Here is a 25,651-nt window from a genome sequence, read left to right on the forward strand (position 1 = left end):
GGTGTCCGGCGGCTACGGACCACCCGAGTCCGAGCTACCGGAAGGGGACCCGCTCATGGGTCGCCGAAGTACCTAGGGCGCTGACCGCCGTTGGACCAACGCGGCAGCATCGAGCCCTTTGCGTCCCGCCCACTGCCGGCATCGGAGTCATCCGGGTGCCGGCGGTGCGCGATTCATCCGGAGCAACCGCGGGCTATCCGCGGCCGGTTGCCTCCCCCGCCCGTCCGGCCTTTTTGCCGTACGGGCGGGGTGTGGGGAGTCGCGATGCGCTCCACGCAAAAAGGTGCGCCGTCCGGGAGGCAACCCGGACGGCGCGCGCCACAGGCACCTGTAGAGAGGAACTACCTGTGAACGCCCACAGCATGACACCTCACGCTGCCGTCACGCACCTGACCGAGGACGAGCGCCGTGAGCTGTCGGACAAGGTCCGTGAGGCCAACCGGCGCTCCAGCAACGGGGGCGGCCGGTGAGCGAGCCCGACCCGCAGCACGACCGCGCATCTGAGCCCTGCGACGAGCTGCCGCCGCTTCCTCAACGTGAGCCCGGCGGCTCCCTGTAGAGGCCCAGCCCCGGACCCGCCGTGCGTGGCGGGCGGTTGCCTCCTCCGTCCGTCCGGCCCACGGCCGTACGGACGGGGTTGCAGGGAGCCGCGAGGGCTTCACCACCACTGGGAGGACTGCTCATGAACCGCCTGAAGAAGGCCGCCGCCGACAACCGCGAAGCCGCCGCCGTCCAGCGGGCCCACGGCCGTGAGGACACGGCGCGGCGCCTGGAGGCCCGCGCCGACGAGCTGGAGTCCGGGCGGGTCACCGACCGCACGGACGCGGTGATCGGGCTCATCGGCTGGGCGCGGCGCCGCTGACCTGATCGCCGCCGCACTGGCCGCCTAAGACATCCACATCCCGCCCCGCCGATAGGAGTTCTCATGGCTGCTGTCGAGATCGTTTCGTTCGGCTACCTGCACAACGCCCCGCCCCCAGCGCACCTGACCATCGACCTGCGCGAGCACTTCCGTGACCCGCACGTGTCGCCGGAGCTGCGGTACATGACCGCGGCCGACGAGCCGGTACGCGCCGCAGTGCTCAACACCCCGGGCATCACGGCACTGGTGGAGGCCACGGCGACGGCGGTCGCGGCGTTCGCTGCCGGCCCGAGTGCCGGGGTCGTGACCGTCGCCGACGGATGTGCCGGCGGTCGGCACCGGGCCCCGACCTTCGCGCTCGTCCTGGCCGAGCGTCTGACGGCCGCTGGACACCGCGTGAGCGTCCGCCACCGCGACCTGGACAAGCCGGTCGTTCAGCGCTGAACGGCTGCCCGATCCGCCTGTCTCGCACGGGCGGTGAGGGGAACCGTTCAGTGTTCCGCCGCAACCTGAGTAGGAGACAACGTCATGGCATGGTTCAACAAGGCTTCGGACGCAGACCTCGTGCAGGGCATGGAACTGGCTTCTTCCGCTGCGGAAGAGGCGCGTCAGAACGGTGACAAGGAACGAGAGGCCGCGTTCCACGAGGACCTGAATGGAATGCTCGACGAGTCCGAGCGTCGCGGCTTCTCCCGCTGGGGCCGCTGAACACCGAGTCCGCAGAGAAGGCCCGCACCACGGTGCGGGCCTTCTGCGTGCACGGCGGCCGCCACCGGCCGCTCTCACCCAAGGAGCAGACATGGCCCGCAAGACCACGATCATCGTCAACGGCGACGTCGGCGCAACGGTCATCTCCGGTACCACCGGCACGGTCGCCCTCAACGGCGACATCCACCAGGGCGACACCGGCCCGAGCAAGGACACCGGCAACCGGTCCTTCTCCGGCACGGGGATGACGGTCATCGAGGGTGACAACCACGGCACCATCTCCCGGTCCTTCTGACGCACACCGCCCCGGCATCCAGCCGTGAAGGGCGCCGGATCGAATCCGGCCCGGGGCACCGGCGCCTCCGCGCGCCCCGCCGCACCGCACGCATGCGGCTTCACCACCAACGGCACGCGGCCCCCGGGAGGCACCCCGAGAGCCGCTGACAGGCCGTTCCGCTTGAGAGGAACCACGACCCATGACCCAGATTACTGTCGCCGACGCCGCGTTGGCGTTCGCACCGTGGCTAGAGTCAACGGCCGCCGAACTGGACGCCATCGACGCCGAGATGCCGCTCATCACGGCCCAGATGGACCTGTTGGACGCCTATCTCCCCGTCTTCGACCGCCCCGTCACGGAGTTGGACGAGCGGCGCATCCGTCGGGCTCGCCGTCGGGTGCTGGCCGCGCGGCGGGCGCTGGCTAACCGCCTCAACACCGGTGGGGAGGCGGCGTGATGGCGGACACCTTCACTGCCCAGATGTCGAGCGCGCATGGCGGCTGGTGCGTGTACGTGGTGCGGCTCGACGTATCGAACTGGCCCGAGCACAACTGGGGCTGCACCGCTTCGATTCCCACGCCGGTCGAGCGCGCCGAAGCGCTGACTGCTCTCGGCTACGAGGTGACGGCCGGCGCCGAGTGGGAGTGGTTCGAGTACAGCGAGCTGGCCGAGGACTCGTCGAGCCCGGTGTGCCTGCTTGCCACCATCCCGGTTCGTCTGAAGGAGGCGCCGTGATTCGCATCGTGACCCGCGCTCGTCTTGCCGCCCTTGAGCAGGCGGCTGAGGGCGCACAAGCCCGTACCGAAGAGGTACAGGACGCCGCGGCCGAGGCGGCGTCCTGCCACACGCGGTCGGCGCAGCGTCTGAGCGTGGCGTTGGCTGCGGCTCGCGCCGCCGCGGACGAGTACCAGGGCGACGCGGAGATTCTTCGGGTGGGCCTGGCGCACATGAAGGCTCAACTGGGCACGGCCCGGGCGATGGTGGAGGAGCAGGCGGAGCGGATCAAGACCCTGCGCGCTGACCTCGCCACCATGAGCTGTGCGGTGGTGTTGCTGCGCTACGGCCGGTTGGACAGTGTCCACCCCGACGTAGCGGCCGCCAAGCGCCATGCCCGATCGCTTGGCGCGCCCGCCGACGGGTGGTGCCCGCCCACCGGGAAGCCCGCATCCGAGCTGTCCTGGCGCGTCTGCCCACTCGGGAACTTCGTGATTCAGGCCGAGGTTTCGGAAGCGGGTGCGGCATGACTACGGCGACACACCCCGTCGTTTCGACGGCATCCCGCAGCATTCCGACGGCAGCCCCCGGCGTTTCGGGGGCGCGGTGGTGGCGGCGTCCGGATGCGATGCGACTGCTTGGCCTGGTGGCCATCGGCGGTGGTTCGGCGCTGGCCGGGATCGGGTTCACCGGCTCGTATTCCGCACTCGCCCGGCTCGGTTCCGAGCACGGCTTCGGCTGGTTCGCCGACGTCTTCCCGATCGGGGTGGACGTCGGCATCGTGGTCCTGCTCACCTTGGACCTGTTCCTGATCCATCGCCGTGCGCCGTGGCCGGTGCTGCGACTGCTGGCCCACACCTTCACCGTGGCGACGATCGTGTTCAACGCTGCCGCGGCCGGCCCGATCCGCACGGATCCGGTCGGGGCGGCGATGCACGCGGTGGTCCCGCTGATGTTCGTCGCCTCCGTCGAAGCCGGCCGCCGCCTGGTCGTGCGGGCCGCGCAACTCGCCGACGGCAAAGCCGTGGACCGGATCCCGCTGCACCGCTGGATCCTGGCCCCTTGGCCGACCTGGCTGCTGTATCGGCGGATGCGGCTGTGGGGCCTTCCCTCCTACACCGCCGCGGTGACACGGGAGCAGGAACGGACCGTCTACCGCGTCATGCTCATCCGCGAGTACGGCGACGTCGACAAGGCGCCGCAAGAGGCCCGACTGCCGCTGAAGATGGCCCAGTACGGGCTGAGCGTGGACGAGGCCCTGGCCCTGCCCGCGCAGGCCGAACAAGCCGCCGCGCAACGCCGCGAACGGGCCGAGGAAGCCGAGATGGAGGCGCAGGCGCGGGCGGCGAAGCGACAGGCCCAGGCCGAAGTGCAGCAGCTTCGCACCGCCGCGGAAGTCGAGGAGGCCCGAGCGGAGGCGGCGGCCCTGGCAGGCGCCGCCAAGGCCACTGCGGAAGGCCGCACGGCCCAGGCCCACATCGAAGCCCAGGCCCGCACCCAGGCCGCCCAGCGAGCCGCCACAGCGGCGGAACGCACCGCAGCCGCCGAATCCGACGCCCTCCAATCCGCCACCGCCGCGGCCGCTTTGAGGAAGGCCGCCGAGGACGAGAAGGCCGCTCTCGAAACGCGGGCCCGCAACGCCGAAACGCAGAAGGCTGCCCTCGAAACGGAAGCCGCGGCCGCCGAAGCGCGTGCCCGGATCAAGGCCGCGGAAGCGGCAGAGGCGGCCAAGGAGAAGTCCCGCGCGGCCGATGTCGAGGCCGCGGAGGCGGCGAAGCAGCGTGCTGCCGAAACGCGGGCCCGTGTCGCCGAAATCGAGTTGGCCGCCCTCGAAAGGGAGGACCGGGCCCGGCTCAAGCCCTCGGAACGCGACGCCCGCCGTGTCGCCCGGATGATCCTCACCGACGCCGCCGGCATCCCCGAGAGCCTCGACCTGAAGGTCATCGCGGACGCCCTCGGAATCTCCGTGACCACCGCGTCAGACCGCCGCAAGGAAGCCGCCGCCCTCCTCTCCGGCGGCTACACCCTCCCGACAGTGGATACGCGGGTGCCGGCGTGAGCGGCCTTCGGATCGGTTCGCTGTGCACCGGCTACGGCGGCCTGGACATGGCCGCCCAAGCCGTCTTCGGGGGCACGGTGGCATGGGTCGCGGACCCCGACCCCGGCGCCTCCCTGATCCTCACCCACCACCACCCGCAGGTGCCCAACCTCGGCGACCTGACGGCCGTGGACTGGGCCGGCGTCGAACCGGTCGACGTGCTGACGGCCGGCTACCCGTGCCAGCCGTTCAGCACCGCCGGCCACCGAAAAGGAGTCGCCGATGACCGGCACATCTGGCCGCACATCGCGGGCGCCCTTCGCGTTCTACGACCCCGCGTCGCGGTCTTTGAGAACGTCGCAAACCACCTTCGAATCGGATTTCCCGACGTCCTCGCCGACCTTGCCGCCCTCGGGTTCGATGCGTGGTGGTGCGTTGTACGCGCATCCGACGTGGGCGCCCCCCACCAGCGGCGCCGGCTGGTCGTCCTTGCGGTCGCTGCCGACACCGACGGCTCGGGACTGGAAGGGTGCGGGCTACGACGGGCAGTTGCCGAACGCCGTGGCCCTGCTGCCGATGCCGCGGACCTCGGACACCAACGGGGCCGGAGCACACGGGGACGGAGGCCCGGACCTGTGGACCGCAGTGTCGCTACTGCCGACACCGACCGTGGCGGATTCACGGACCACGGCGAACCGGAGAGCGGACGGGACGCCGTACGGCAGCGGGTACGGCATGACGCTGACCGACGCCAGCCGGCGACTCCTGCCGACGCCCACGGCGTCGGACGGGGAGCGCCGGAGCGCGACGTACGGCAGGGGCAACCCGACGCTGTCTGGGGCCGTTTCCTCCCCGCCGTCCGACGCTGGGAGCACGTCACCGGACGGCCCGCCCCCGGGCCAACTGACGCTCTGGGGCGCCTGAACCCGCCGTTCGTCGAATGGATGATGGGCCTGCCCGTCGGTCACGTCACCGACGTCCCCGGCCTGACCCGCACCCAGCGACTCAAGGCGCTGGGCAACGGCGTCGTGCCGCAGCAGATCGAGGCCGCCTTGCGTTTCCTGGCACCGACCGCGGTCGGCGCCAGGCGGTGGGAGGTGGCGGCGTGAGCGAGCCGATCGCCGGCGCCGACCTGTGGCGACCGGTGATGGAGGCGGCCGGGTGGCGGTGCTGGTGCACCGGCCAGTGCGGCACCCCACACAGCAAGGACGACGGCCGCTGCCCCCGCACCCACGACGGCTACACCAACCCCCGCGGTGGCTGGGTCCGCCTCATCGCCGCCCCCGCCGACCCCACCACCACGCCCCTGGCCGCCGCCCAGCTCGGGTCGGCGGACCTGAGGGCCTGGTGCCCCGCCTGCCACACCGCCGCTACCCGCGCGGCCCGCAAGACCCGCGCCTACGGCCTGCGGCAGGGCGACGGGCTTTTCGACCTGTAGTCGCACCACGCCGCTCCCGGCCCGCCCGGGAGCGGCCCACTCAACGACGTCATGAGGAGCGGGATGAGCATCCGCCGCGAAACCGCCGAGGACGACGACCTGCGCACCGAGGGTCTCCTCGCACAGGCCGGACGAGCCATGACCAGCGCCGAGAGCCACCAGGACCCGTTCTTCCGGGCGGTCGTATCGGGCCTGGCCAGCAGCGATTCCCACGACCCGCCCGCGGGTCACAACTACCCCAAGAGGGGCTGAGAGGAGACACCGATGTTCCACGCAGGCGACGAAGTGCAGATCCTCAACTGCGCCGACGACCCCCGCGCCACCGGGTGGACCGGCCGAATCATCGACGAGGTCCCGCCCGGCCCCCTCACCGAAGGGCGGTGGACCGTCCACGGCGTGGGCCTGTTCATCGGCCCCGTCCTGTGCCACACCCACGAACTCCGCGCCACCGGCCGCAGGAAGGGCTGACATGACGACCCCGCGCCGCTACCAGTTCGACAACCCCCTGCCCACCCCGCGGCAGGAGACGCGCCTGCCCGTCTACCAGCCCACGCCGATGCCCGGCCCGGCCGTGTACGAGGACGGGCGGCCGATCGTCGTCCAGCACATCCACCACGCCCCGCCCGACCGCACCGTCCAACGCGTCGCCCTCGGGGCCGGCGTGGGCGGCGGTGCGGTGGCTGCTGGTGTCTTCCTTGGCCCGATGCTCGCAACTCTGCTGGCCTCCGCCGCCGTCCCGATCGCCTTCATCGCCCTGGCCCTGGTCTCCGCCGCGTGGGGCATCGGCACGGTCGTGAAGGCCGTCGGCGGCCCCGAGGGCGAGTCGGCCGCGAAGAACGTCGCCAAAGCCCGCCGGCGCGGCTGACGGTTGCCCAGACGCGCCCGGCCGAACTGGTCGGGCGCGGTGGGGAGCCGGGACAGCCCCGGCCAGACGGGAGCCGAGATGGCCCAGCACAACCAGCCGCCGCTCACGGCGGCCGAGAAAGCCAAGCTCACCGTTCTCACCGCCCGGATGTGCAAGCGCTCCCTGGCAGGCGAGCACGTCGACCTCAACGACCTTCAGCGCAAGGTCGATCGCATCCTCGACGACGCCGCCAAGCGCGCCGAGACCAACCCCCGCTGATTTCGCCCCGGGACGGCCGTATTCGCCTGGCAGCAGTCCGGCCGCCCCGGGTCCTGCCCACCCTTCACAGCAGACAGGGCACCAGCATGACCGATACCGTCACCCCTCCCGCGCACCTGCGCCCCGTACCGGACACCCCCGACGAGGACGACGCCCCGGCCGTACCGCCGGCCGTCGACAACCCCGCCCTGCCCAAGCCCGGCCTGGTCAACGAAAAGCGCAAGCCGATCCTGGCCGGCTGGATGACCAACCGCCGCGACTTCCTAGCCACCGCCCGCCACGCCAGCGCCAACCTCGGCTACGCCTCCCTCTACCACGGCGCCCGACTGCCGGTATACAGCGCGCGGTTGACGTTCATGGCCCCCCGCGGCGCGTGCCGGTTCGTCTCCTCCACCAACCGGTGGGTCTGGGACCGTGAGGCGGCCCCGCTGCGAGCCCACGCCGTCGCCAACGAGGACGTCGAGGAGTACATGCGGCTGGCCCGCCTGCGCGCCGGACGCGTCCGCCTGCGGGGCCTGGTGGCCCTGATCGCCGCCGTGTTCGGCACCGGCTTCGCCCTGTGGCTCTACGTCATGGCCCCCGGCCTGCTCTACGCGTTCGCCGCCGGCGGGGTACTGCTGCTGGGACGGGCCGGGCAGCAACCCGACGCCCCCGTCATCGGCCCCGCGGTACTCAAGACCGAGGTGCAAAAGCTCACCGGCACCATCGTGCTGCGCGGGCTGGAGAGCATCGGCAACACGAGGATCACCGCCGCCATCAAGAAGGGCGGCGACATGAACGGGATGCGCTTCACCAGCGAAATCGTCCGCGACGGCCCCGGCTACCGCGCCGAACTCGACCTCCCCTACGGCGTCACCCCCGACGACGTGATGAAGGAACGCGAACCACTCGCCTCCGGGCTGCGTCGCAAGGTCGGCTGCGTGTGGCCCTCCCCCGACCCCACCGAGCACGAAGGCCGGCTCATCCTGTGGGTCGGGGACAAGCCGATGAACGAGACCACCAAACCCGCCTGGCCACTGCTCAAGTCCGGGCAGGTGGACCTGTTCAAGCCCGTGGTGTTCGGCAACGACCAACGCATGCGCGACGTGCAGGTCACGCTGATGTTCGCCTCCGTCGTCGTCGGCTCCATCCCCCGCATGGGCAAGACGTTCCTGATCCGCCTGCTGCTCCTGATCGCCGCCCTCGACCCCCGCGCCGAACTGCACGCGTTCGACTTCAAGGGCACCGGCGACTTCGGCGCCCTGGAGCCCGTGTGCCACCGCTACCGGGCCGGCGAAGAGGACGAGGACATCGAATACGTCGTCCAGGCCCTGCGGGAGTTGAAGGAGGAACTACGGCGGCGGGCGAAGGTGATTAAGTCCCTGCCGCGCTCGCGGTGCCCGGAGTCCAAGGTGACCCCGGAGCTGGCCGGCGACAAGAAGCTGGGCCTGCACCCGATCGTCCTCGGCTTCGACGAGTGCCAAGTCCCCTTCGAGCACGAGAAGTACGGCGCGGAGATCGAAGCCATCTGCACCGACCTGGTCAAGCGCGGGCCCGCGCTCGGCATGGTGGCGATGTTCGGCACCCAACGCCCGGACGCCAAGTCCCTGCCCACCGGCATCTCCGCCAACGCCGTCCTGCGGTTTTGCCTGAAGGTGATGGGCCAGCCCGCCAACGACATGGTGCTGGGCACCAGCATGTACAAGGCCGGCTACCGCGCCACGATGTTCTCCCGCTCCGACCGCGGCATCTGCTGGATGGCCGGCGAAGGCGACGACCCCCGCATCGTCGCCTCCGCCTTCGTCGACGCCGTCGGCGCGGAAACCGTCGTGGCCCGGGCCCGCGCCATGCGTGAGGAGTACGGCAACGTCACCGGCCACGCCATCGGCCAAACCCCCAACGCCACCGCAGGATCCGACATCCTCGCCGACGTCCTCGCGGTCATTCCGGCGCTGGAGAAGGCCGTGTGGTGCGAGCGCATCGCCACCCGCCTTGCCGAGCTGCGGCCGGAGGCCTACACCGGCTGGAAGGGCGAGAACGTCACCGCCGCGATGAAGCCCTGGGGCATCAAGCCCGGCCAGGTCTGGGGGCAGACCGACGACGGCGAAGGCCGCAACCGGCGCGGCATCGAACGCGCCGACATCACCGCCGCCATCACCCGCCGTGACGCCGACCGGGCCGCCGCATAGCCCCCGGCACCCCTGCTAGACCTAGCAGCCTCCGCTGCTAGGTCTAGCACCCTCGCTAGCACCCAAAAGGGCCTGTGATCAGGCACCTAGCGCCTAGCAGCCGATCAGGCCCAACCCCCGAAAACCGCCTCTGGAACGGGAGTTGACCCCCATGTTCCCCGCTAGCTTCTTCGCGCTGACCGCGGCACTCGCCGGTTACACACTGTTGTGCATCGCCGCGCCGTTCGGTCGCTGCCGACGCTGCCGCGGCTTCGGCCAACGCGTCCGCTACCACCGCGACGGCACCGCCAAGCCCGGCAAGTTCTGCCGCCGCTGCAACGGCACCGGCAAACGCATCCGCATCGGCCGCCGACTCCACCACCACGCCCGCCGCATCCACGCCGACGGCACCCGCACCCACCACACCGACTCCAAGGAGGCCCTGCCGTGGCAATAACCCTCTCCCTCGTCCTCATCCTCGGCCTGCTGCTGGCCCTGCTCATCCGCTACAAGTCCCTCGGTCTCGGCGCCGCCGCCGTGGCCGTCCTCTTCGGCTTCTACCTCGCCAGCACCGACGCCCGCCACACCATCAACGAACTCACCACCGCCGTCACCCACGCCATCACCAATCACTAAGGAGCCCCATGCCGACCGAGAACTTCGAGACCATCCGCTACACCGCCGACGTGGTCGCCATCAGCGACGGCCGCGTACTGCTCATCGAGCGAGGCTGGGACCCCTACGAAGGCCACTGGGCACTGCCCGGCGGCCACGTCGACGCCGGGGAGACCAGCCGCGCGGCGGCCGCGCGAGAACTGGCCGAGGAGACCGGCGTCCACGTGGCCGCCGACGACCTGAGCCAGATCGGCGTCTTCGACTGCCCCGACCGCGACCCGCGCGGCCGGTACATCACCGTCGCCTACCTCGCCGTCGTCCCCGCCGGCACCGTCCTCGCTGCTGGAGACGACGCCCGCTCCGCCCGCTGGTGGCCCCTGGACGACCTGCCGCCGCTCGCGTTCGACCACGCCGACATCCTCCACGCCATCACCAGCAACTAGGAGACTCGCATGCCCCGACTGCGCATCCAACGCGCCACCTGGCCCCGACCGGCCCTGATCCTCACCGACACCCCGCGCCCCAACTGCCGCGACTGCGAGGGTGACGGCGGCATCGCTCACGACTACGGCGACCACAACGGCGAGTACGCCGGCACCGACTGGGAGCCCTGCCACTGCTGGGACCAAGACCGCCGTTGGCTCCTGATGCCCCTGCCGCGTCCGCCCTGGCGCCGCCGCGGCCCCGGCCGTGACCCGTGGGGCACCGGCGGCTACAGCGACGAACCGCCCTTCTAAGACCGGAGAGGACACCCGTGATCGAGAACTACGCCGCACACACTCGCCGTGTCTCCTGCTACGTCCCCGTGTGTTCCCTGTGCGGTGGCAACGGGGATGCCGACGGGTTCGCCCCTCACCTCGACACCCCGCGCGAGGCCATCGAGTACGCAACCGCCGGCGACGAGGGGTGGACCCTCACCCTCGACGGCCTGCTGGTCTGCGACGCGGTCCGCGACACCGCGCACGAGGACGCCCACGCCGCCGCCGGCAAGCGCATGAGCCGCGACGCCATGACCGTCACCTGGGCCACCACGACCGCCTAGACACAGCGAGGGCGGCCCCCTCTCACGCCAATGAAGCGGGGCCGCCCTCATCCACCAGCCCATCAAGAACCGGAGGACTCCAGCATGACCCAACCCACCGACATTCGGCGAGTAGCCCTCGCCCTGGTCACCGCCGACGTGCCGGCTCTACCCCTGCGGGCCGGCAAGGTCCCGTTCGGCAACTGCCCTGCGTGCAAGGGCAACACGTGCGGCGGCCGGCCGAACATGAAGAACCCCGGTCCCTGCCAGTGCCCGCGGCCGTGCCACGCCTGGGCCGCCGCCACCACCGACCCCCGCGTCCTCACCTCGGCGGCATGGGCGCCCGCGTGGCGTGAGGCCGCGGCCGTCGCCTACCACCCCGGCGGCGCGGGACTGACGGTCGTCGACCTGGACGACGCGGCAGCCGTCGCATGGGCCCGTGAGAAGCTGCCCGCCACCCGTACGGTAGCGACGACACGGGGCCAGCACTGGATCTACCGGGGCGCGATGCAGGGCGCGAACGCCGTGCGGCCCGGCATCGACATCAAGTCCCTGGCGTCCTACGCCCGTTGGCTCGGCCCCGGCACCGGCACCATGACCGACCTGCCCGACGCCGTCCGCGCACTCGTCGTGAAGAAGCCCACTCCGGCCCGGCCTGCACGGCCTGGCGTCGCCGTGGCCGCGCTCGCCGGGGGCGGGGAGTGCCGGCACCGCACGCCCGTCTACCTGGAGCGCGGCATCGCCATGGCCGAGCAGCGCATCACCGCCGCCCAAAGCGCAATCCACACCACCGTGTACCGGACCTTCCTCGCCGTGCTGTCCGCTCACGGCCGGTGCGGCTGCCTCGCGGACGCGCACGTGGAGCGGCTGTTCACCGCCGCGCAGGCCAAGGGCGAGTCTCTGCGGCACTGCACCGACGCCTGGGCCAACGCCCAAGCCGCGCTGGGACTGTAGCCATGGCCGAAGAGGACAAGACTCCGGCCCGCGCGATCATCACCGACTACGCGCAGGCGCACTTCAGGTACTTCCGCACCGTCGACGGCACCGTGTACGCGCAGCGCAACGGCCATCCCGTGGCCCGGCCTATCCGCTCCCAGGGCACGACCGGCAGCCACCGGCAGGAACTCATGGTCGGCCTGTTCAAGGACGGGTGTGGCGTGTTCAACGGGACGGCACTGAAGGAGGCGCTCGACCTGATCGAGGCGCTCGCGCTGACCGAGGACGTGCAGCCCGTCCACATCCGCGTCGCCCCCGGCGTCGACGGGGCGACGTGGCTGGACCTGGGCCGCGGCGACGGGCGGTCCGTCCGCATCCACCCCACCGGTTGGGACATCACCACTCCCGACCCGCGCGAGGTCTGCTGGCGGCGCACCCAGCTCACCGGCGAACTCCCCCTCCCGGCCAAGGACACCGACGGCAAGGGCATCGACCTCCTCATGCGCCTGTGCAACTTCGCCAACGCCGAGACCGAGTGCCTGGCCATCGCCTGGTTGATCGGCTGCCTCGGGCCGTCCGTGCCCGTCCCCGCCCCCTTCCTCACCGGTCCCCAGGGCGCCGGCAAGTCGACCGGTGGGCGGATGCTCGTGCGGATCATCGAGGGCATGAGCGGGGACCTGCGCCGTGCCCCGAAGGACGAGGAGAACCTCCTTGCGGCCGTGGCCGCCGGCTGGGTCACCGCCCTGGACAACCTCTCCCACATGACCCCGGACCTGTCCGACGCCATGTGCTGCATCGTCACCGGCGCCGAGAACGTCAAGCGCGCCCTGTTCACCGACGGCGACGTGTTCCGCGTCGGCTACCGCCGCCCCTTGCTCCTGACCGGTATCGACGTCGGCGTCATCCGGCCCGACCTCGCCGAACGCCTCCTGCCCCTGCGGCTGGAACGCCCCCGCGTCCGGCGCACCGAGGCGGAACTGTGGGCCGAGTACGAAGAGGTGCTCCCGGTCGTGCTCGGGTCTCTCCTGGACCTCACGGTCCAAGTCCGCGCCGCTGAGGCGGAGACGCCGACCGACCTGCGGATGGCGGATTTCGCGCACGTGTGCGCGCAGCTCGACGCGGCAACCAGCCTGGGAGCGCTGCGCGCCTACCGGGCCAGCCTGGACGACCTCAACGACGACGTCATCGAGGGTGACCTCCTCTCGCAGACCGTCCTCAAGCACGCCGCCACCCTCACCCCGGGCGCGGAGGCACGGATGACGTCGTCCGAGTGGCTGCACTGCCTCACCGGCCTGTACGCGGGGGAGGACTGCCGTCCGCTGCCCAAGGGTTGGCCGACCACCGGCAAGGTCCTCTCCGACCGCCTCAAGCGCCTCCAGCCCACCCTCGCCGCCCGGAACGTCCTGATCGACTGGGGCCGCACCAGGGAGGGCCGCTACATCGAGATGATTCGACGCCCGGCCCCGCCGCTGCACCAGCAAGAGTCGATGCTCTGACCGGCGAACCAGCCGCCGGAACAAGCAAGAAGAGCACCGCCCCGCACCACGCGGCGGGTGCTCCTCTTGCGGTTCGGCGCCACGCGCCGCCCAAGGGTCGCGCCGCGCAGCGGCTCCTTCTTCACGCTGTGAGGCGCACCCAACTACAAGAACCACCCCCTCCTTTGTCCTAAGAAGGGAAGCGCTGCGTCACCTGCGTCACGCGGGCCGAAAAACGGCCCCTGGCCTGCGGCTACAGCCGTGACGCAGACGGCAGCCTCTGCGTCATCCTGCGTCACCTGCGTCACCCGATGACGCAGCCCATGACGCACCGGTGACGCACCCCCGCGCCACTGCGACACGCAAAACCGCAGGCCAGAAGCCCAAATGACGCAGATGACGCGGTGACGCAGAAATCCACACCTCGGACACACTCGCGCGAAGGTCCAAATCCCAACTCCCCGAAGACAAGGACGAACTGCCCAGGAGGCACCCCAGATGAGCACGGCGATTGCCACCCCCGTCGACCGACTTCTGTACAAGCCCGAGGAGGCAGCAAAGGCACTGTCGCTTGGTCGTTCCACCGTCTACGAGCTGATGGCCGAAGGCGCCCTGAAGTACATCAAGTTGGGCCGCACCCGCCGGATACGACGCTCTGACCTCGAAGCCTTCGTAGCGGCCCTTCCGCCCCAACACAACTGACCCACGTATGCCCCGAGACGCCCCGAGCATCCCGCTCGGGGCGTCTCCCGTATGGAGGAGCCCATGAGCCCCCGCAAGTCCAACAACGAGTCGTCCATCTACTTCGGCACCGACGGCTGGTGGCACGGCCGCGTCACGATGGGCGTGAAGAACGACGGCAGCCCCGACCGTCGTCACCGCCGTGCCAAGACCGAACCCGAGATCAAGCGCAAGGTCAAGGAGTTGGAGCGGCAGCGCGATGAAGGCCGCGCAACCAAGGCTGGTCGCGCACCGACCGTCGCCAAGTGGATGGAGACCTACCTCACCGACATTGCGAGCCTGAAGCTCAAGCCGCGCTCGCTCGATGACTACTGGTCGAAGACGCGCAACGACATCATCCCCGGCGTCGGCCAGCACCGAATCGACAAGCTGCAGCCGGAGCACCTTGAACGGATGTACCGCGCCCTGCTCGACGCCGGCCACGCCCCCTCGCACGTCGTGAAGGTGCACCGCATCTTGTCTCGCGCGCTCAAGATTGCTCACCGTCGCCGCATGGTCAGCGAGAACGTAGCCACACTCGTGGAACCGCCGAGCGTCGACGAGACCGAGGCGAACCCGTTCACGCAGGAGGAGGCCAAGGCGTTCCTAGAAGCCGCCGCCAAGCGGCCCACCTTCATGCGGTGGATCGTCGGCGTCGGCATGGGCTTCCGGCAGGGGGAAACGCTCGGACTGCGGTGGCCGTACGTCGACCTGAAAGCCGAGCTGTTCCACCCCAAGTGGCAGCTACAGAGGCTTACTTGGCGGCACGGCTGTGAAGACCCCCACGCTTGCGGCGCACGCCTCCATCGCTTCGAGCCGTGCCCACCGGACTGCACCACGCACAAGGGCTACAAGCGCGGTTGCCCGAAGCCCTGCGCCAAGACGTGCAGGAGGCATGCAAGCGTCTGCCCGGAACGCACGGGTGGCGGTCTCGCCTTCACTCGCCCCAAGACCAAGAAGAGCCAGAACCCCGTCCCAATCCCGCCCGTCTTCATTCCGTTCCTGGCCGACCACAAGGCCCGACAGGAAGCGATGCGAACTGCGGCCGGTGAGCTGTGGCAGGAACACCACGTCGTGTTCTCGCGCCCAGACGGGCGCCCGCTCGATCCTCGCGCCGACTACGAGGAATTCAAGGAGCTACTCGCCGAAGCCGGGATCGACGACCGCCGGCTGTACGACGGGAGTCGGCACACAGCAGGCACCATCCTGAACGAACTGGGAGTCGACATGACCACGATCATGGAGATTCTTCGGCATACCCAGATCAGCCAGACCCGCCGCTACGTGAAGGGCAGGTCTCACCTGTCGAAGGACGCGATGCGCCGCATGGGTGAGTTCTTCGCACCCGCTCCCCCGGACACCGATTCGGGCCTCACTGAGACCAAAACTGAGACCCCTGACAGCCGCGCCGACCGCGCCCGTCGACGTCGCCGCATCCGCTGAACGAAAAACCCCAGGTCGGAGCATGCTCCGACCTGGGGCCTCAAATGAGCCGCCTTCGGGATTCGAACCCGAGACCTACGCATTACGAGTGCGTTGCTCTGGCCAACTGAGCTAAGGCGGCGTGGTGCGCGGCCCAGTCTACACAGGAGCGGGGGGTGCTCTGTACTCGGTTCCGGAGGGGTCCGTGGGGGTGTGGGCGGAGGGGGTGGGTCAGGTGCAGCGCTTGTTCTTCGCTGGTGGGGTGCCATCCAGGAGGAAGGTGTTGATGGCGGTGTCGATGCAGTCGCTGCCGCGGCCGTAGGCGGTGTGGCCGTCGCCGACGTACGTCAGCAGGGTGCCGCTGGAGAGCTGGGCGGCCAGGCCCTTGGCCCAGACGTACGGGGTGGCCGGGTCGCGGGTGGTGCCGACGACGACGATCGGGTCGGCGCCCTTGGCCGGGATGCGGTGGACCGTGCCGGTGGCCTTGACCGGCCAGTACGCGCAGCTCAGGGCGGACCAGGCGAAGTTGTCGCCGAAGACCGGGGACGCCCTGCGGAAGGCGGGGAGGGCGGCGCGGACCTGGTCGGGGCTGGTGAAGGCCGGTGGGAGGTCGAGGCAGTTGACGGCCGGGTTGGCGAACATCTGGTTGGCGTAGTGGCCCGAGGCGTCGCGCTCGTAGTAGCTGTCGGACAGCGCGAGCAGGCCGCTGCCGTTGCCGGACTCGGCCTGGGCGATGGCCTCGCGGAGCATCGGCCAGGCACCCTGGTCGTACATCGCGGCGATCACGCCCGTGGTGGCCAGGGACTCGGTGAGCTTGCGGTCCTGGCCGGTGTCGAGGGGGTGGGCGTCGAGCTTCTTGAAGAGGGCGGAGAGCCGTCGGCCGGCGTCCGTGGCGTTCTCGGTGCCGAGCGGGCAGTCCTTCTTCTTCACGCAGTCCTTGGCGAACGCGGTGAAGGCGGTGTTGAAGCCGGCGGTCTGTTCGAGGTTGACGGCGCGGGAGTCCAGCGTCGGGTCGGTCGCGCCGTCGAGGACCAGACGGCCCGAGCGGGACGGGAAGAGGCCGGCGTAGGTCGCGCCGAGGAAGGTGCCGTAGGAGGCACCGACGTAGTTCAGCTTCTTGTCGCCCAGGATGGCGCGCAGCACGTCCATGTCGCGGGCCGCCTCGATGGTGGAGACGTGCGGCAGGAGCTTGCCGGAGTGGCTCTCGCAGCCCTCGGCGAAATCGCGGTCGGCGGTGACGAGCTGGTTGACCTCAGCGGGGGTGTCGGGGGTGGTGTCGGTCTGGGTGAAGCGGTCCATCTGACGATCGGTGAGGCACTCGATCGGTTCGCTGCGGGCGACCCCGCGCGGGTCCGTGGCGATCATGTCGTAGCGGGCGCGGACCGCGGCCGGCTGGGGCGCGTACTGCTGGAGGTAGTCGATCGCCGAGCCGCCGGGGCCGCCGGGGTTGACCAGGAGGGAGCCGATCCGCGGGCCGGGGCCGGTGGCCTTCCGGCGGGCCACCGCCAGCTTCAGGTCGGTGGCCGGGCTGGGCTTGGCGTAGTCCAGGGGCGCCTTCATCGTCGCGCACTGGAAACCGGCCACACCGCAGTCGTGCCAGCTCAGCTTCTGGTCGTAGTACGGGCGGAGGTCGGCCGGGACGGCGGCGGGGAGCGGCTTCAGGGGTGAGGTGTCGGACGCCGGGCGATCGGCGCCGGCCTCCGTCGAGCGGCCCGGGGACGCGGCGCCGCCGGGGGACGAAGTCCCCGACGAGCAGCCGGAGATCAGCAGGGCGAGGGCCGCGGCGGCAGCGGCCGCGGCGGCGGTGGTCGAGCGGAACGGGCGGCTGGGCGGCATGACGGTCCCTCGGTGTCGGTCCCGGGCGGCGGTCTTCCCGGTGGTGGCCGGCGTGGCTCCTGGTGGCGGCTCCTCGGCGATCGAGGCTCCCGGTCCCGACGTCCCGGTCCCGGGGCTACGAACGGAGCGTATCCAGAGACACACGATCCGTGCGCGATGATCGAGAGGCCGGCGGGATCGGCGGCGCCGGGCGGGGACGGCCCGGTGGGTCAGCCCGCCCGGAGCGCGACCGTCATGGCCTCGACCGCGAGCAGCGGGGCGACGTTGCGCTCCAGGGCCTCCCGGCAGGCGATCACCGCTTCTATCCGGCGCAGGGTGCGCTCGGGGGTGGAACCGGTGGCGATCCGCTGGACGCTGTCGCGGACCTCGTCGTTGGCGAGCGGGACGGAGGCACCCATCTGGACGGCGAGGACGTCGCGGTAGAAGCCGGTGAGGTCGACCAGGGCGAGGTCGAGGCTGTCGCGCTGGGTGCGGGTGGCGCGGCGCTTCTGCTTGTCCTGGAGCTCCTTCATGGCGCCCGCGGTGCCGCGGGGCAGCCGGCCGCCGGTGCCGGCCGCGGCGCCGAGGGCGGCCCGCAACTCCTCGGTCTCCTTGGCGTCGACCTCCTCGGCGACCTGCTTGGCGTCCTCGCCGGCGGCGTCGATCAGCTCCTGGGCGGCCTTGAGGCAGCCGCCGATGTCGTCGACGCGCAGGGGGAGCTTCAGGACGGCCGCGCGGCGGGCCCGGGCCCGCTCGTCGGTGGCGAGCCGGCGGGCCCGGTCGATGTGCCCCTGGGTGGCGCGGGCGGCGAGGTCGGCGGCCGTCGGGTCGATGCCGTCGCGCCGGACGAGGATGTCGGCGACCGCGCTGACCGGGGGCGTGCGCAGCGACAGGTGGCGGCAGCGGGAGCGGATGGTGGGCAGCACGTCCTCGATGGAGGGGGCGCACAGCAGCCAGACCGTACGGGGCGCGGGCTCCTCGACGGCCTTCAGCAGGACGTTGCCCGCGCCTTCGGTGAGGCGGTCGGCGTCCTCCAGGACGATCACCTGCCAGCGGCCGCCGGCCGGGGAGAGCGAGGCCCGGCGGACCAGGTCACGCGTCTCCTTCACGCCGATCGAGAGCAGGTCGGTGCGGACGATCTCGACGTCGGCGTGGGTGCCGACCAGGGTGGTGTGGCAGCCGTCGCAGAAGCCGCAGCCGGAGGCACCGCCGAGCCCGCGGTCCGGACTCACGCACTGCAAGGCGGCGGCAAACGCGCGGGCGGCGGTGGCCCGGCCGGACCCGGGCGGGCCGGTGAACAGCCAGGCGTGGGTCATCTGGGAGGCGCCGCTGCGCTCCGCCGGCCCCTTTCCGGCGGCCTCAGCGGTCACGATGGCGTCCGCATCGCGCGCGGCCGCGGCGAGCTGCTCCGTCACCCGCTCCTGGCCGACCACGTCGTCCCATACCGCCATCGCTGCTGCCGTCCCGTCCGTTCCGCGTGTGGTGCGGGGTGGGCGCCCTGGGGCGCGCCCCGCGTGTGCTGCCCGGGCCCGTCGCACGAGCCCCGGCGGGCCGTGCGGCGGCGGTCCGGCCCTCCCGACCCAGCCGTCCTGACCCGCGCCCCACCCATTGTGGTGCACCCCACTGACAACCAGCGCCGCCGGCCGCGCCACCCGGCCCCCGGAACGGCGAACGGCCGTGGCGGCAGCGTTCACGCGCTGCCGCCACGGCCGTTCGGCCGGTCAGGGACCGCCCCGTCAGCCGCGCCGGCCCCGGCGGCGGCCGTTCCCGCCCGTGCCCTGGTCGGTGTCCTCGTCCGCGCGCGGACCGAGGAGCTCGTCGGCGAGCGTCGGCAGGTCGTCCAGCGGGGTCTCCTCCGCCCATTCCGGGCGCGGCCGGCCGCGCCGCGGCGGCTCAGCGGGGCGGCCGGTCTCCGGGTCGAGCTGCGGCAGTTCCCTGGTCCGCTCGGCGCCGCGCTCGGCCGCACCGGCGCCCTGGCCCGTGCCGTTCTCCTGGGCGAACATCCACGGCGGCACCCGGTCCGCCGGGTCGCCCTGGACCGGCGGCAGGACCGCGGTCTCCTCGGAGTCCGCGCCGCCTCCCTGGTGGCCGCCCCGGGCGGCGTCGTCCCGTACGGGCGGCAGGATCGTCGTCTCGTCCGCCGGGCCGTGCGCCTCCTGCGGCTCGGGCCGCGGCAGCGCCGCCGTCCGCTCGCCGTCGGAACCGGCCGCGCCACCGGAACGCGCACCGCCACCGGAGCCCTTGCCGGAACCCGCGGCGCCGGAACCAGCCCCCTTCCCGGGCACCTCCTCCGTCGCCATCCGCTTCCGCAGCTGCGTCACGTCCGTCTCCGCGGTCGGCGCCTCGGCCGATGCGGCCGTCTCCGCCCGCGCCTCCGCCTCGGCCGCGGCCGCCTCCTGGGCCGCCGCGATCCGGGCCTGCTCGGCGCGGAGCAGCGCCTCCTCGGCCTTGCGCTGCTTCTCCCGGCGCCGCTCCTCGGCCTCCTGGCGCAGCCGCGCCTGCTCCTCGTGCGTCTTGCGGAGTCGCTCCCGCTCCTCCTTGCGGGCCTGCTCCTCGGCCTCCCGCCGCTCGCGCTCCTCCTCCGCGGCCCGACGGGCCTCCTCGGCGCGCTTGCGGGCCTCCTCGGCCTGCCGGGCGGCCTCCCGGGCCTTGGCCTCCTCGGCCTCCCGGCGCTTGCGCTCCTCTTCCTCGGCGCGCAGCTTGGCGAGCTGCTCCTGGCGCTCGCGCTCCCGGCGCTCCTCCTCGGCCTTGCGTGCGGCCTCTTCCTCGGCCTTGCGGCGGGCCTCCTCCTCGGCCGCCTTACGGGCCTCGTCGCGGGCCTTGATCTCGGCCTCGGACAGCGGGAGCACCTGGTCCAGCCGGTGGCGGACGGCGGTGGTGATGGCCTCCGGCTCCTGGCCCGCGTCGACGACCAGATAGCGCGCGGGGTCGGCGGCGGCCAGGGTCAGGAAGCCGGCCCGGACCCGCTGGTGGAACTCGGCGGGCTCGGACTCCATGCGGTCCGGCGCCTCGGTGAACCGCTCGCGGGCGGCCTCCGGGGCGATGTCCAGCAGCACGGTCAGGTGCGGGACCAGCCCGCCCGTCGCCCAGCGGTTGATCCGGGCGATCTCCGTGGGCGCGAGGTTGCGGCCCGCGCCCTGGTAGGCCACGGAGGAGTCGATGTAGCGGTCGGTGATCACCACCGCGCCGCGCTCCAGCGCGGGCCGGACGACGCTGTCGATGTGCTCGGCCCGGTCGGCGGCGAACATCAGCGCCTCGGCGCGGTCGGACAGCCCGGACGTGGACACGTCCAGGATGATCGAGCGCAGCCGCTTGCCGATCGCGGTGGCGCCCGGCTCCCGGGTCACCACGACCTCGTGGCCCTTGCCGCGGATCCACTCCGCCAGCGCCTCGACCTGGGTGGACTTCCCGGCCCCGTCGCCGCCCTCCAGGGCGATGAAGAACCCGGTGGCCGCGGTGGTCTGCGCCGGGTCCCCGCCGCGCACCGCCTCCGTCAGGTCGCGCCGGAACGGGACGCCCTGACGGTCGTCGGTCTTGCCCAACACCCAGGCGGCGACCGGCAGCAGCAGCGCGCCGACCAGCATCAGGGTGTACGCGGCGCCGCCGTGCGCGAGGACGAAGGCGCCGCTGCCGAGGTGGTGCGGGCCGATCACGGCGGCCAGCAGCGGCGCGACGATCGCGGCGAGCGCTATCGCGAGCCGGACGACGGCCTGGAGGTGCTCGGTCGTCCGGGCGGTACGGGACGCCTCGGTCTCCTGGTCCAGCAGGGCGTGGCCCGTATTGGCGGCGACGCCGGCGCTGAGCCCGGCCAGCAGGGCGAGCAGCAGCACCGTCGTGGTGTCCGGGACCAGCCCCATGGTCAGAAGGAGCAGCCCGGTGACGGCGACCGCCAGGGCGAGCAGCCGGCGCCGGGAGAACCCGGGCAGCACCTTGCGGGCGCCGCGGATGCCCAGGGCCGTGCCGCCGGTCAGCGCGACCACCAGCAGCGCGTAACTGGCCGGCCCGCCACCCAGGTCGACGGCGTGCAGGACGGCGAGCGAGGCGGCCGCGGCGATCGCGGCGGCCACCGCGGCGCAGGCCAGCACCAGCAGCGGAAGGGCGCCGGTGCGGCCCTTGTCGGGGGCGCTGCCCGCCTTGGCCGTGGCCGAGGTGGTCTTCGGGCGGCGCAGGCCCTCCAGGGGAGAGCGCGGCCGCGGCGTCTGCCCACCGGGCAGCTCGATGAAGTAGAGGATCGAGACGGAGGCGGCGAACAACCCGGCCGCGAGATACGAACCGAGCGCCGCCTGGTGGACGTCGAACCACGCGACGCCGGTGCCCAGCAGCCTCCCGATCAGCGCGCAGACCAGCAGCGCGGCGGCCGCGATCGGCACGGCGACGAAGGCGGTGCGCAGCGACAGGCGGCGCAGCGCGTCCATGTTGTCCGGCAGCGGCCGGATCGCGGCGCCCTCCGGGGGCGGCGCGGGCAACAGGGCGGGCGCGGCGCTCTCCCGGGCGACGGTCCAGAAGCGCTCGCCGACGCCGGTGACGAAGACCGTCACCAGCAGCCAGGCCAGCGCGCTGGTGGGCGTCCAGTCGATCCACAAGGGGGCGATGACCAGCAGCGCGATCCGCAGCCCGTCCACGGTCATCATCGTCCAGCGGCGGTCCAGCGGCCCGTCCGGCGCGGTGAGCGCGGACAGCGGGCCCAGGAGGACGGCTCCGAAGAGCAGCGTCGCCAGCATCCGCACGCCGAAGACGGCGGTGACCGCGAAGGCGGCGCCGCGGTAGCCGCCGCCGAACACGGCCTGACCGCCCAACGGCACGTAGAGCGCCGCCTGGAGGGCGAGGAGTACCAGGACAAGCAAGGACAGGGCATCGCCGATACCCCCGACGAGCTGGGCGCTCCACAACCGCTTCAGTGGGGGGAAGCGGAGCAGGGCTCGTACCGCGCGCTCGCGGGAGTCGGTTGCGAGGGCGTCTGAAGTGGGGGTCACGACCGTTGGCTGCTCGGCACGCGTCATCTCGCCAGCCTATCGGGATGCGGCACTCCCCCGGGCGCCCGCCCGAACAAACGGACGGATGCGCCGGGGCGTACGAAGGCGGGCCGGCGGAGGATGTCCGCCGGCCCGCCCTCGTCCCGCGCCGGATCACGCCGGCCGGAGCCGCTTCCTTCAGTCCTCGGCCGACGCGGCCGTCTTCTTCGCCGCCGTCTTGGCCGCGGTCTTCTTGGCGGTGGTCTTCTTGGCCGCCGTCTTCTTCGTCGCGGTCTTCTTGGCGGCGGTCTTCTTCGCCGTCGTCTTCTTGGCCGCCGTCTTCTTCGCCGGCGCCTTCTTGGCGGTCTTCTTCGCCGGCCCCTTGGCGCGCTTCTCCGCCAGCAGCTCGTAACCGCGCTCGGGCGTGATCGTCTCGACGTCGTCGTCCCGCCGCAGCGTCGCGTTGGTCTCGCCGTCGGTGACGTACGCGCCGAACCGGCCGTCCTTGACCACCACCGGCTTGCCGCTGACCGGGTCGGTGCCCAGCTCCTTCAGCGGCGGCTTGGCCGCGGCCCGGCCGCGCTGCTTGGGCTGCGCGTAGATCGCCAGCGCCTCGTCGAGCGTGATCGTGAAGAGCTGCTCCTCGCGCTCCAGGGAACGCGAGTCGGTGCCCTTCTTGAGGTACGGCCCGTAGCGGCCGTTCTGCGCGGTGATCTCCGTGCCCTCGGCGTCGGCGCCGACGACCCGCGGCAGCGACATCAGCTTGAGCGCGTCCGCCAGCGTCACGGTGTCCAGGGACATCGACTTGAACAGCGAGGCGGTGCGCGGCTTGATCGCGTTCTTGCCGGTCTTCGGCGTGCCCTCGGGCAGCACCTCGGTGACGTACGGGCCGTAGCGGCCGTCCTTCGCCACGATCTGGTGACCGGAGACCGGGTCCATGCCCAACTCGTAGTCGCCGCTGGGCTTGGCCAGCAGCTCCTCGGCGTACTCCACCGTCAGCTCGTCGGGCGCCAGGTCGTCGGGGACGTCGGCCCGCTGGTGGCCCTCCTCGTCCTTCTCCCCGCGCTCGACGTACGGGCCGTAGCGGCCGACCCGCAGCTTGATGCCGTTGCCCACCGGGAACGACGAGATCTCCCGGGCGTCGATCGCACCCAGGTCCGTGACCAGCTCCTTCAGGCCGCCGAGGTGGTCGCCGTCGCCGTTGCCGGCGTCCGCCGCACCGCCCTCACCCTGGCCCTCGCCGAAGTAGAAGCGCCGCAGCCACGGCACGGCCTGCGCCTCGCCGCGGGCGATGCGGTCGAGGTCGTCCTCCATCTTGGCGGTGAAGTCGTAGTCGACGAGCCGGCCGAAGTGCTTCTCCAGGAGGTTGACCACCGCGAAGGAGAGGAACGACGGGACGAGCGCGGTGCCCTTCTTGAAGACGTAGCCGCGGTCCAGGATCGTGCCGATGATCGACGCGTACGTCGACGGGCGGCCGATCTCCCGCTCCTCCAACTCCTTGACCAGCGTGGCCTCGGTGTAGCGGGCGGGCGGCTTGGTGGCGTGGCCGTCGGCGGTGATCTCCTGCGCGGCCAGCGCGTCGCCCTCGGCCACCTGCGGCAGCCGCCGCTCGCGGTCGTCCAGCTCGGCGTTGGGGTCGTCGGCCCCCTCCACGTACGCCTTGAGGAAGCCGTGGAAGGTGATGGTCTTGCCGGACGCGTTGAACTCGGTGTCCCGCCCGTCCGCGGCCCGGCCGCCGATCTTGACGGTGACGGAGTTGCCGGTCGCGTCCTTCATCTGGGAGGCGACGGTCCGCTTCCAGATCAGCTCGTAGAGCCGGAACTGGTCGCCGGTCAGCCCGGTCTCCGCCGGCGTGCGGAAGCGGTCGCCGGAGGGCCGGATCGCCTCGTGCGCCTCCTGCGCGTTCTTGACCTTGCCGGCGTACGTGCGCGGCTTGTCGGGCAGGTACCCGGCGCCGTACAACTGCGTCACCTGCGCCCGGGCCGCGGCGACCGCGGTGTCCGAGAGCGTGGTGGAGTCCGTACGCATATAGGTGATGAAGCCGTTCTCGTACAGCTTCTGCGCGACCTGCATCGTCGACTTGGCGCCGAAGCCCAGCTTCCGGCTGGCCTCCTGCTGGAGCGTGGTCGTCCGGAACGGCGCGTACGGCGAGCGGCGGTACGGCTTGGACTCGACCGACCGCACCGAGAACTGGGTGTCGGCCAGGGCGGCGGCCAGCGCCCGAGCGTTCGCCTCGTCCAGGTGCAGCACGTCGCTGTTCTTGAGCTGCCCGTTGGAGCCGAAGTCGCGGCCCTGCGCGACGCGGCGGCCGTCGACGGTGTTCAGCCGCGCGGTCAGCGTCGACGGGTCGCTGGTGTCGCCGGCCCGCCCGGTGGCGAAGGTGCCGGTCAGGTCCCAGTACTCGGCGGAGCGGAAGGCGATGCGCTCGCGCTCCCGCTCGACCACGAGCCGGGTCGCGACCGACTGCACCCGGCCCGCGGACAGCCGGGGCATGACCTTCTTCCACAGCACCGGGGAGACCTCGTAGCCGTAGAGGCGGTCGAGGATCCGGCGGGTCTCCTGGGCGTCGACCAGCTTCTTGTTGAGGTCGCGGGGGTTGGCGACGGCCTCGCGGATGGCGTCCTTGGTGATCTCGTGGAAGACCATCCGGTGGACCGGGACCTTCGGCTTGAGGATCTCCTGGAGGTGCCACGCGATGGCCTCGCCCTCGCGGTCCTCATCGGTGGCGAGGAAGAGTTCGTCGGACTCGGCCAGCAGCGACTTGAGCTTCTTGACCTGGTCCTTCTTGTCGCTGTTGACGACGTAGATGGGCTGGAAGTCGGCGTCGACGTTCACGCCCAGGCGGGCCCAGGACTCGCCCTTGTACTTCGCCGGGACCTCGGCCGCGCCGTTGGGGAGGTCGCGGATGTGCCCGACGCTGGCCTCGACCACATAGCCGGGGCCGAGGTAGCCCTTGATCGTCTTCGCCTTGGCAGGCGACTCGACGATGACGAGTCGACGGCCGCCGCCGTCTGCGGTCTCGCTGGTCGGGGACAACTTTGGCTCTTCTCTCCGGTCGACGCTGGGGATGCTCCCGGGCCGGACGCCCGAGATCACTGCGGTGACGCTTGACGCTGCGGAGTGTGACGGTACCTCCCGCCCCCGTGTCAAACGGAAAAACCCCGCAACGCCACTCGAACGGTAACCCGACTACATGCCTTCGCGCCGCCCCGACCGCTCCGGCCGCCCTCCGACCACCCCGCGCCGGCCCCGCCGACCGCCTCCCCGGCCCGCCGCCGATCTCACAGCGTGACCGTCCACGCCCCGGCCCGTCGCTTCCCCGGTCACACCCCGGGTGCGGAAACGGTCACAAGGCGGCCCCGTTGCCGTCATCACCCTGATACGGCAG

At 71.8% G+C, this 25,651-nt stretch carries 28 protein-coding genes and 1 tRNA gene; 24 read left to right on the plus strand and 5 right to left on the minus strand.

The features are described 5' to 3' along the window. The first annotated feature begins 682 nt into the window (after positions 1-682). The 24 genes from PV796_RS17950 to PV796_RS18065 all read left to right on the plus strand — a co-directional run bounded on the left by PV796_RS17950 (position 683) and on the right by PV796_RS18065 (position 15,517). Complete coding sequence (locus PV796_RS17950; protein ID WP_274914324.1) at positions 683-862, plus strand: hypothetical protein; 180 nt, start codon at positions 683-685, stop codon at positions 860-862. A gap of 63 nt (positions 863-925) precedes the next feature. Continuing rightward, a complete protein-coding gene (locus PV796_RS17955; protein ID WP_274914325.1) occupies positions 926-1,306 on the plus strand; it encodes a RapZ C-terminal domain-containing protein in 381 nt (126 codons plus the stop codon). An 84-nt stretch (positions 1,307-1,390) separates the two neighbouring features. Then, the gene (locus PV796_RS17960) at positions 1,391-1,570 is read left to right on the plus strand and encodes a hypothetical protein (protein ID WP_274914326.1); all 180 of its coding nucleotides are present in this window, start codon (positions 1,391-1,393) and stop codon (positions 1,568-1,570) included. A gap of 91 nt (positions 1,571-1,661) precedes the next feature. Next, a complete protein-coding gene (locus PV796_RS17965; protein WP_274914327.1) occupies positions 1,662-1,865 on the plus strand; it encodes a hypothetical protein in 204 nt (67 codons plus the stop codon). A gap of 181 nt (positions 1,866-2,046) precedes the next feature. Next, positions 2,047-2,304: a DUF6284 family protein gene (locus tag PV796_RS17970; RefSeq protein WP_274914328.1), complete on the plus strand. Its 258-nt coding sequence runs from the start codon at positions 2,047-2,049 to the stop codon at positions 2,302-2,304. Continuing rightward, the gene (locus tag PV796_RS17975; protein ID WP_274914329.1) at positions 2,304-2,582 is read left to right on the plus strand and encodes a DUF6303 family protein; all 279 of its coding nucleotides are present in this window, start codon (positions 2,304-2,306) and stop codon (positions 2,580-2,582) included. Before PV796_RS17970 ends, PV796_RS17975 begins: the two co-directional genes overlap by 1 nt. Further along, complete coding sequence (locus PV796_RS17980) at positions 2,579-3,091, plus strand: hypothetical protein (protein WP_274914330.1); 513 nt, start codon at positions 2,579-2,581, stop codon at positions 3,089-3,091. Before PV796_RS17975 ends, PV796_RS17980 begins: the two co-directional genes overlap by 4 nt. 98 nt (positions 3,092-3,189) lie before the next feature. After that, entirely contained in the window at positions 3,190-4,620 is a 1,431-nt protein-coding gene (locus PV796_RS17985; RefSeq protein ID WP_274914331.1) for a DUF2637 domain-containing protein, read from the plus strand. After that, entirely contained in the window at positions 4,617-5,708 is a 1,092-nt protein-coding gene (locus PV796_RS17990; RefSeq protein WP_274914332.1) for a DNA cytosine methyltransferase, read from the plus strand. Before PV796_RS17985 ends, PV796_RS17990 begins: the two co-directional genes overlap by 4 nt. Next, positions 5,705-6,037, plus strand: a complete 333-nt coding sequence (locus tag PV796_RS17995) for a hypothetical protein (protein ID WP_274914333.1) — start codon at positions 5,705-5,707, stop codon at positions 6,035-6,037. The genes PV796_RS17990 and PV796_RS17995 overlap by 4 nt, the downstream gene beginning before the upstream one ends. A gap of 63 nt (positions 6,038-6,100) precedes the next feature. Next, positions 6,101-6,289: a hypothetical protein gene (locus tag PV796_RS18000; RefSeq protein WP_274914334.1), complete on the plus strand. Its 189-nt coding sequence runs from the start codon at positions 6,101-6,103 to the stop codon at positions 6,287-6,289. 12 nt (positions 6,290-6,301) lie between these two features. Beyond that, positions 6,302-6,505 (plus strand): hypothetical protein, encoded by a 204-nt coding sequence (locus PV796_RS18005; RefSeq protein WP_274914335.1) that lies wholly within the window; start codon positions 6,302-6,304, stop codon positions 6,503-6,505. 1 nt (position 6,506) lies between these two features. Continuing rightward, positions 6,507-6,902 (plus strand): DUF6251 family protein, encoded by a 396-nt coding sequence (locus PV796_RS18010; RefSeq protein WP_274914336.1) that lies wholly within the window; start codon positions 6,507-6,509, stop codon positions 6,900-6,902. Positions 6,903-6,980: 78 nt separating this feature from the next. Further along, entirely contained in the window at positions 6,981-7,160 is a 180-nt protein-coding gene (locus PV796_RS18015) for a DUF6257 family protein (RefSeq protein WP_274914337.1), read from the plus strand. An 86-nt stretch (positions 7,161-7,246) separates the two neighbouring features. Then, complete coding sequence (locus PV796_RS18020; protein WP_274914338.1) at positions 7,247-9,328, plus strand: FtsK/SpoIIIE domain-containing protein; 2,082 nt, start codon at positions 7,247-7,249, stop codon at positions 9,326-9,328. A 151-nt stretch (positions 9,329-9,479) separates the two neighbouring features. Then, positions 9,480-9,764, plus strand: coding sequence for a hypothetical protein (locus PV796_RS18025; RefSeq protein ID WP_274914339.1), 285 nt, complete (start codon positions 9,480-9,482; stop codon positions 9,762-9,764). Beyond that, the gene (locus PV796_RS18030) at positions 9,755-9,943 is read left to right on the plus strand and encodes a hypothetical protein (protein WP_274914340.1); all 189 of its coding nucleotides are present in this window, start codon (positions 9,755-9,757) and stop codon (positions 9,941-9,943) included. The genes PV796_RS18025 and PV796_RS18030 overlap by 10 nt, the downstream gene beginning before the upstream one ends. Before the next feature lie 8 nt (positions 9,944-9,951). Beyond that, a complete protein-coding gene (locus PV796_RS18035; RefSeq protein WP_274914341.1) occupies positions 9,952-10,365 on the plus strand; it encodes an NUDIX hydrolase in 414 nt (137 codons plus the stop codon). 9 nt (positions 10,366-10,374) lie between these two features. Continuing rightward, positions 10,375-10,659 carry a hypothetical protein gene (locus tag PV796_RS18040; RefSeq protein WP_274914342.1) on the plus strand — a complete coding sequence of 95 codons (285 nt, stop codon included), beginning with the start codon at positions 10,375-10,377 and terminating at the stop codon, positions 10,657-10,659. Between the two features lie 17 nt (positions 10,660-10,676). After that, the gene (locus PV796_RS18045) at positions 10,677-10,964 is read left to right on the plus strand and encodes a hypothetical protein (protein WP_274914343.1); all 288 of its coding nucleotides are present in this window, start codon (positions 10,677-10,679) and stop codon (positions 10,962-10,964) included. A gap of 84 nt (positions 10,965-11,048) precedes the next feature. Next, positions 11,049-11,897, plus strand: coding sequence for a bifunctional DNA primase/polymerase (locus tag PV796_RS18050; RefSeq protein WP_274914344.1), 849 nt, complete (start codon positions 11,049-11,051; stop codon positions 11,895-11,897). Between the two features lie 2 nt (positions 11,898-11,899). Further along, positions 11,900-13,375, plus strand: a complete 1,476-nt coding sequence (locus PV796_RS18055; protein WP_274914345.1) for an ATP-binding protein — start codon at positions 11,900-11,902, stop codon at positions 13,373-13,375. A gap of 477 nt (positions 13,376-13,852) precedes the next feature. Next, positions 13,853-14,056 carry a helix-turn-helix domain-containing protein gene (locus tag PV796_RS18060; protein ID WP_274914346.1) on the plus strand — a complete coding sequence of 68 codons (204 nt, stop codon included), beginning with the start codon at positions 13,853-13,855 and terminating at the stop codon, positions 14,054-14,056. Between the two features lie 63 nt (positions 14,057-14,119). Next, complete coding sequence (locus PV796_RS18065) at positions 14,120-15,517, plus strand: tyrosine-type recombinase/integrase (RefSeq protein ID WP_274914347.1); 1,398 nt, start codon at positions 14,120-14,122, stop codon at positions 15,515-15,517. A 47-nt stretch (positions 15,518-15,564) separates the two neighbouring features. Here the strand turns inward: PV796_RS18065 and PV796_RS18070 are convergent. From PV796_RS18070 to topA, 5 genes are all read right to left on the minus strand, one after another. Then, positions 15,565-15,638 (minus strand) — tRNA-Thr (locus tag PV796_RS18070). Positions 15,639-15,727: 89 nt separating this feature from the next. Then, entirely contained in the window at positions 15,728-17,332 is a 1,605-nt protein-coding gene (locus tag PV796_RS18075) for an alpha/beta hydrolase (RefSeq protein ID WP_274914348.1), read from the minus strand. Positions 17,333-17,541: 209 nt separating this feature from the next. Further along, positions 17,542-18,762, minus strand: coding sequence for a DNA polymerase III subunit delta' (locus PV796_RS18080; protein WP_274914349.1), 1,221 nt, complete (start codon positions 18,760-18,762; stop codon positions 17,542-17,544). Positions 18,763-19,047: 285 nt separating this feature from the next. Next, positions 19,048-22,311, minus strand: a complete 3,264-nt coding sequence (gene tmk / locus PV796_RS18085) for a dTMP kinase (RefSeq protein ID WP_274914350.1) — start codon at positions 22,309-22,311, stop codon at positions 19,048-19,050. A gap of 150 nt (positions 22,312-22,461) precedes the next feature. Further along, positions 22,462-25,299 carry a type I DNA topoisomerase gene (topA, locus tag PV796_RS18090; protein ID WP_274914351.1) on the minus strand — a complete coding sequence of 946 codons (2,838 nt, stop codon included), beginning with the start codon at positions 25,297-25,299 and terminating at the stop codon, positions 22,462-22,464. Positions 25,300-25,651 lie beyond the last annotated feature (352 nt).

The sequence above is a fragment of the Streptomyces sp. WZ-12 genome (genome assembly GCF_028898845.1).
Lineage (GTDB): Bacteria > Actinomycetota > Actinomycetes > Streptomycetales > Streptomycetaceae > Streptomyces.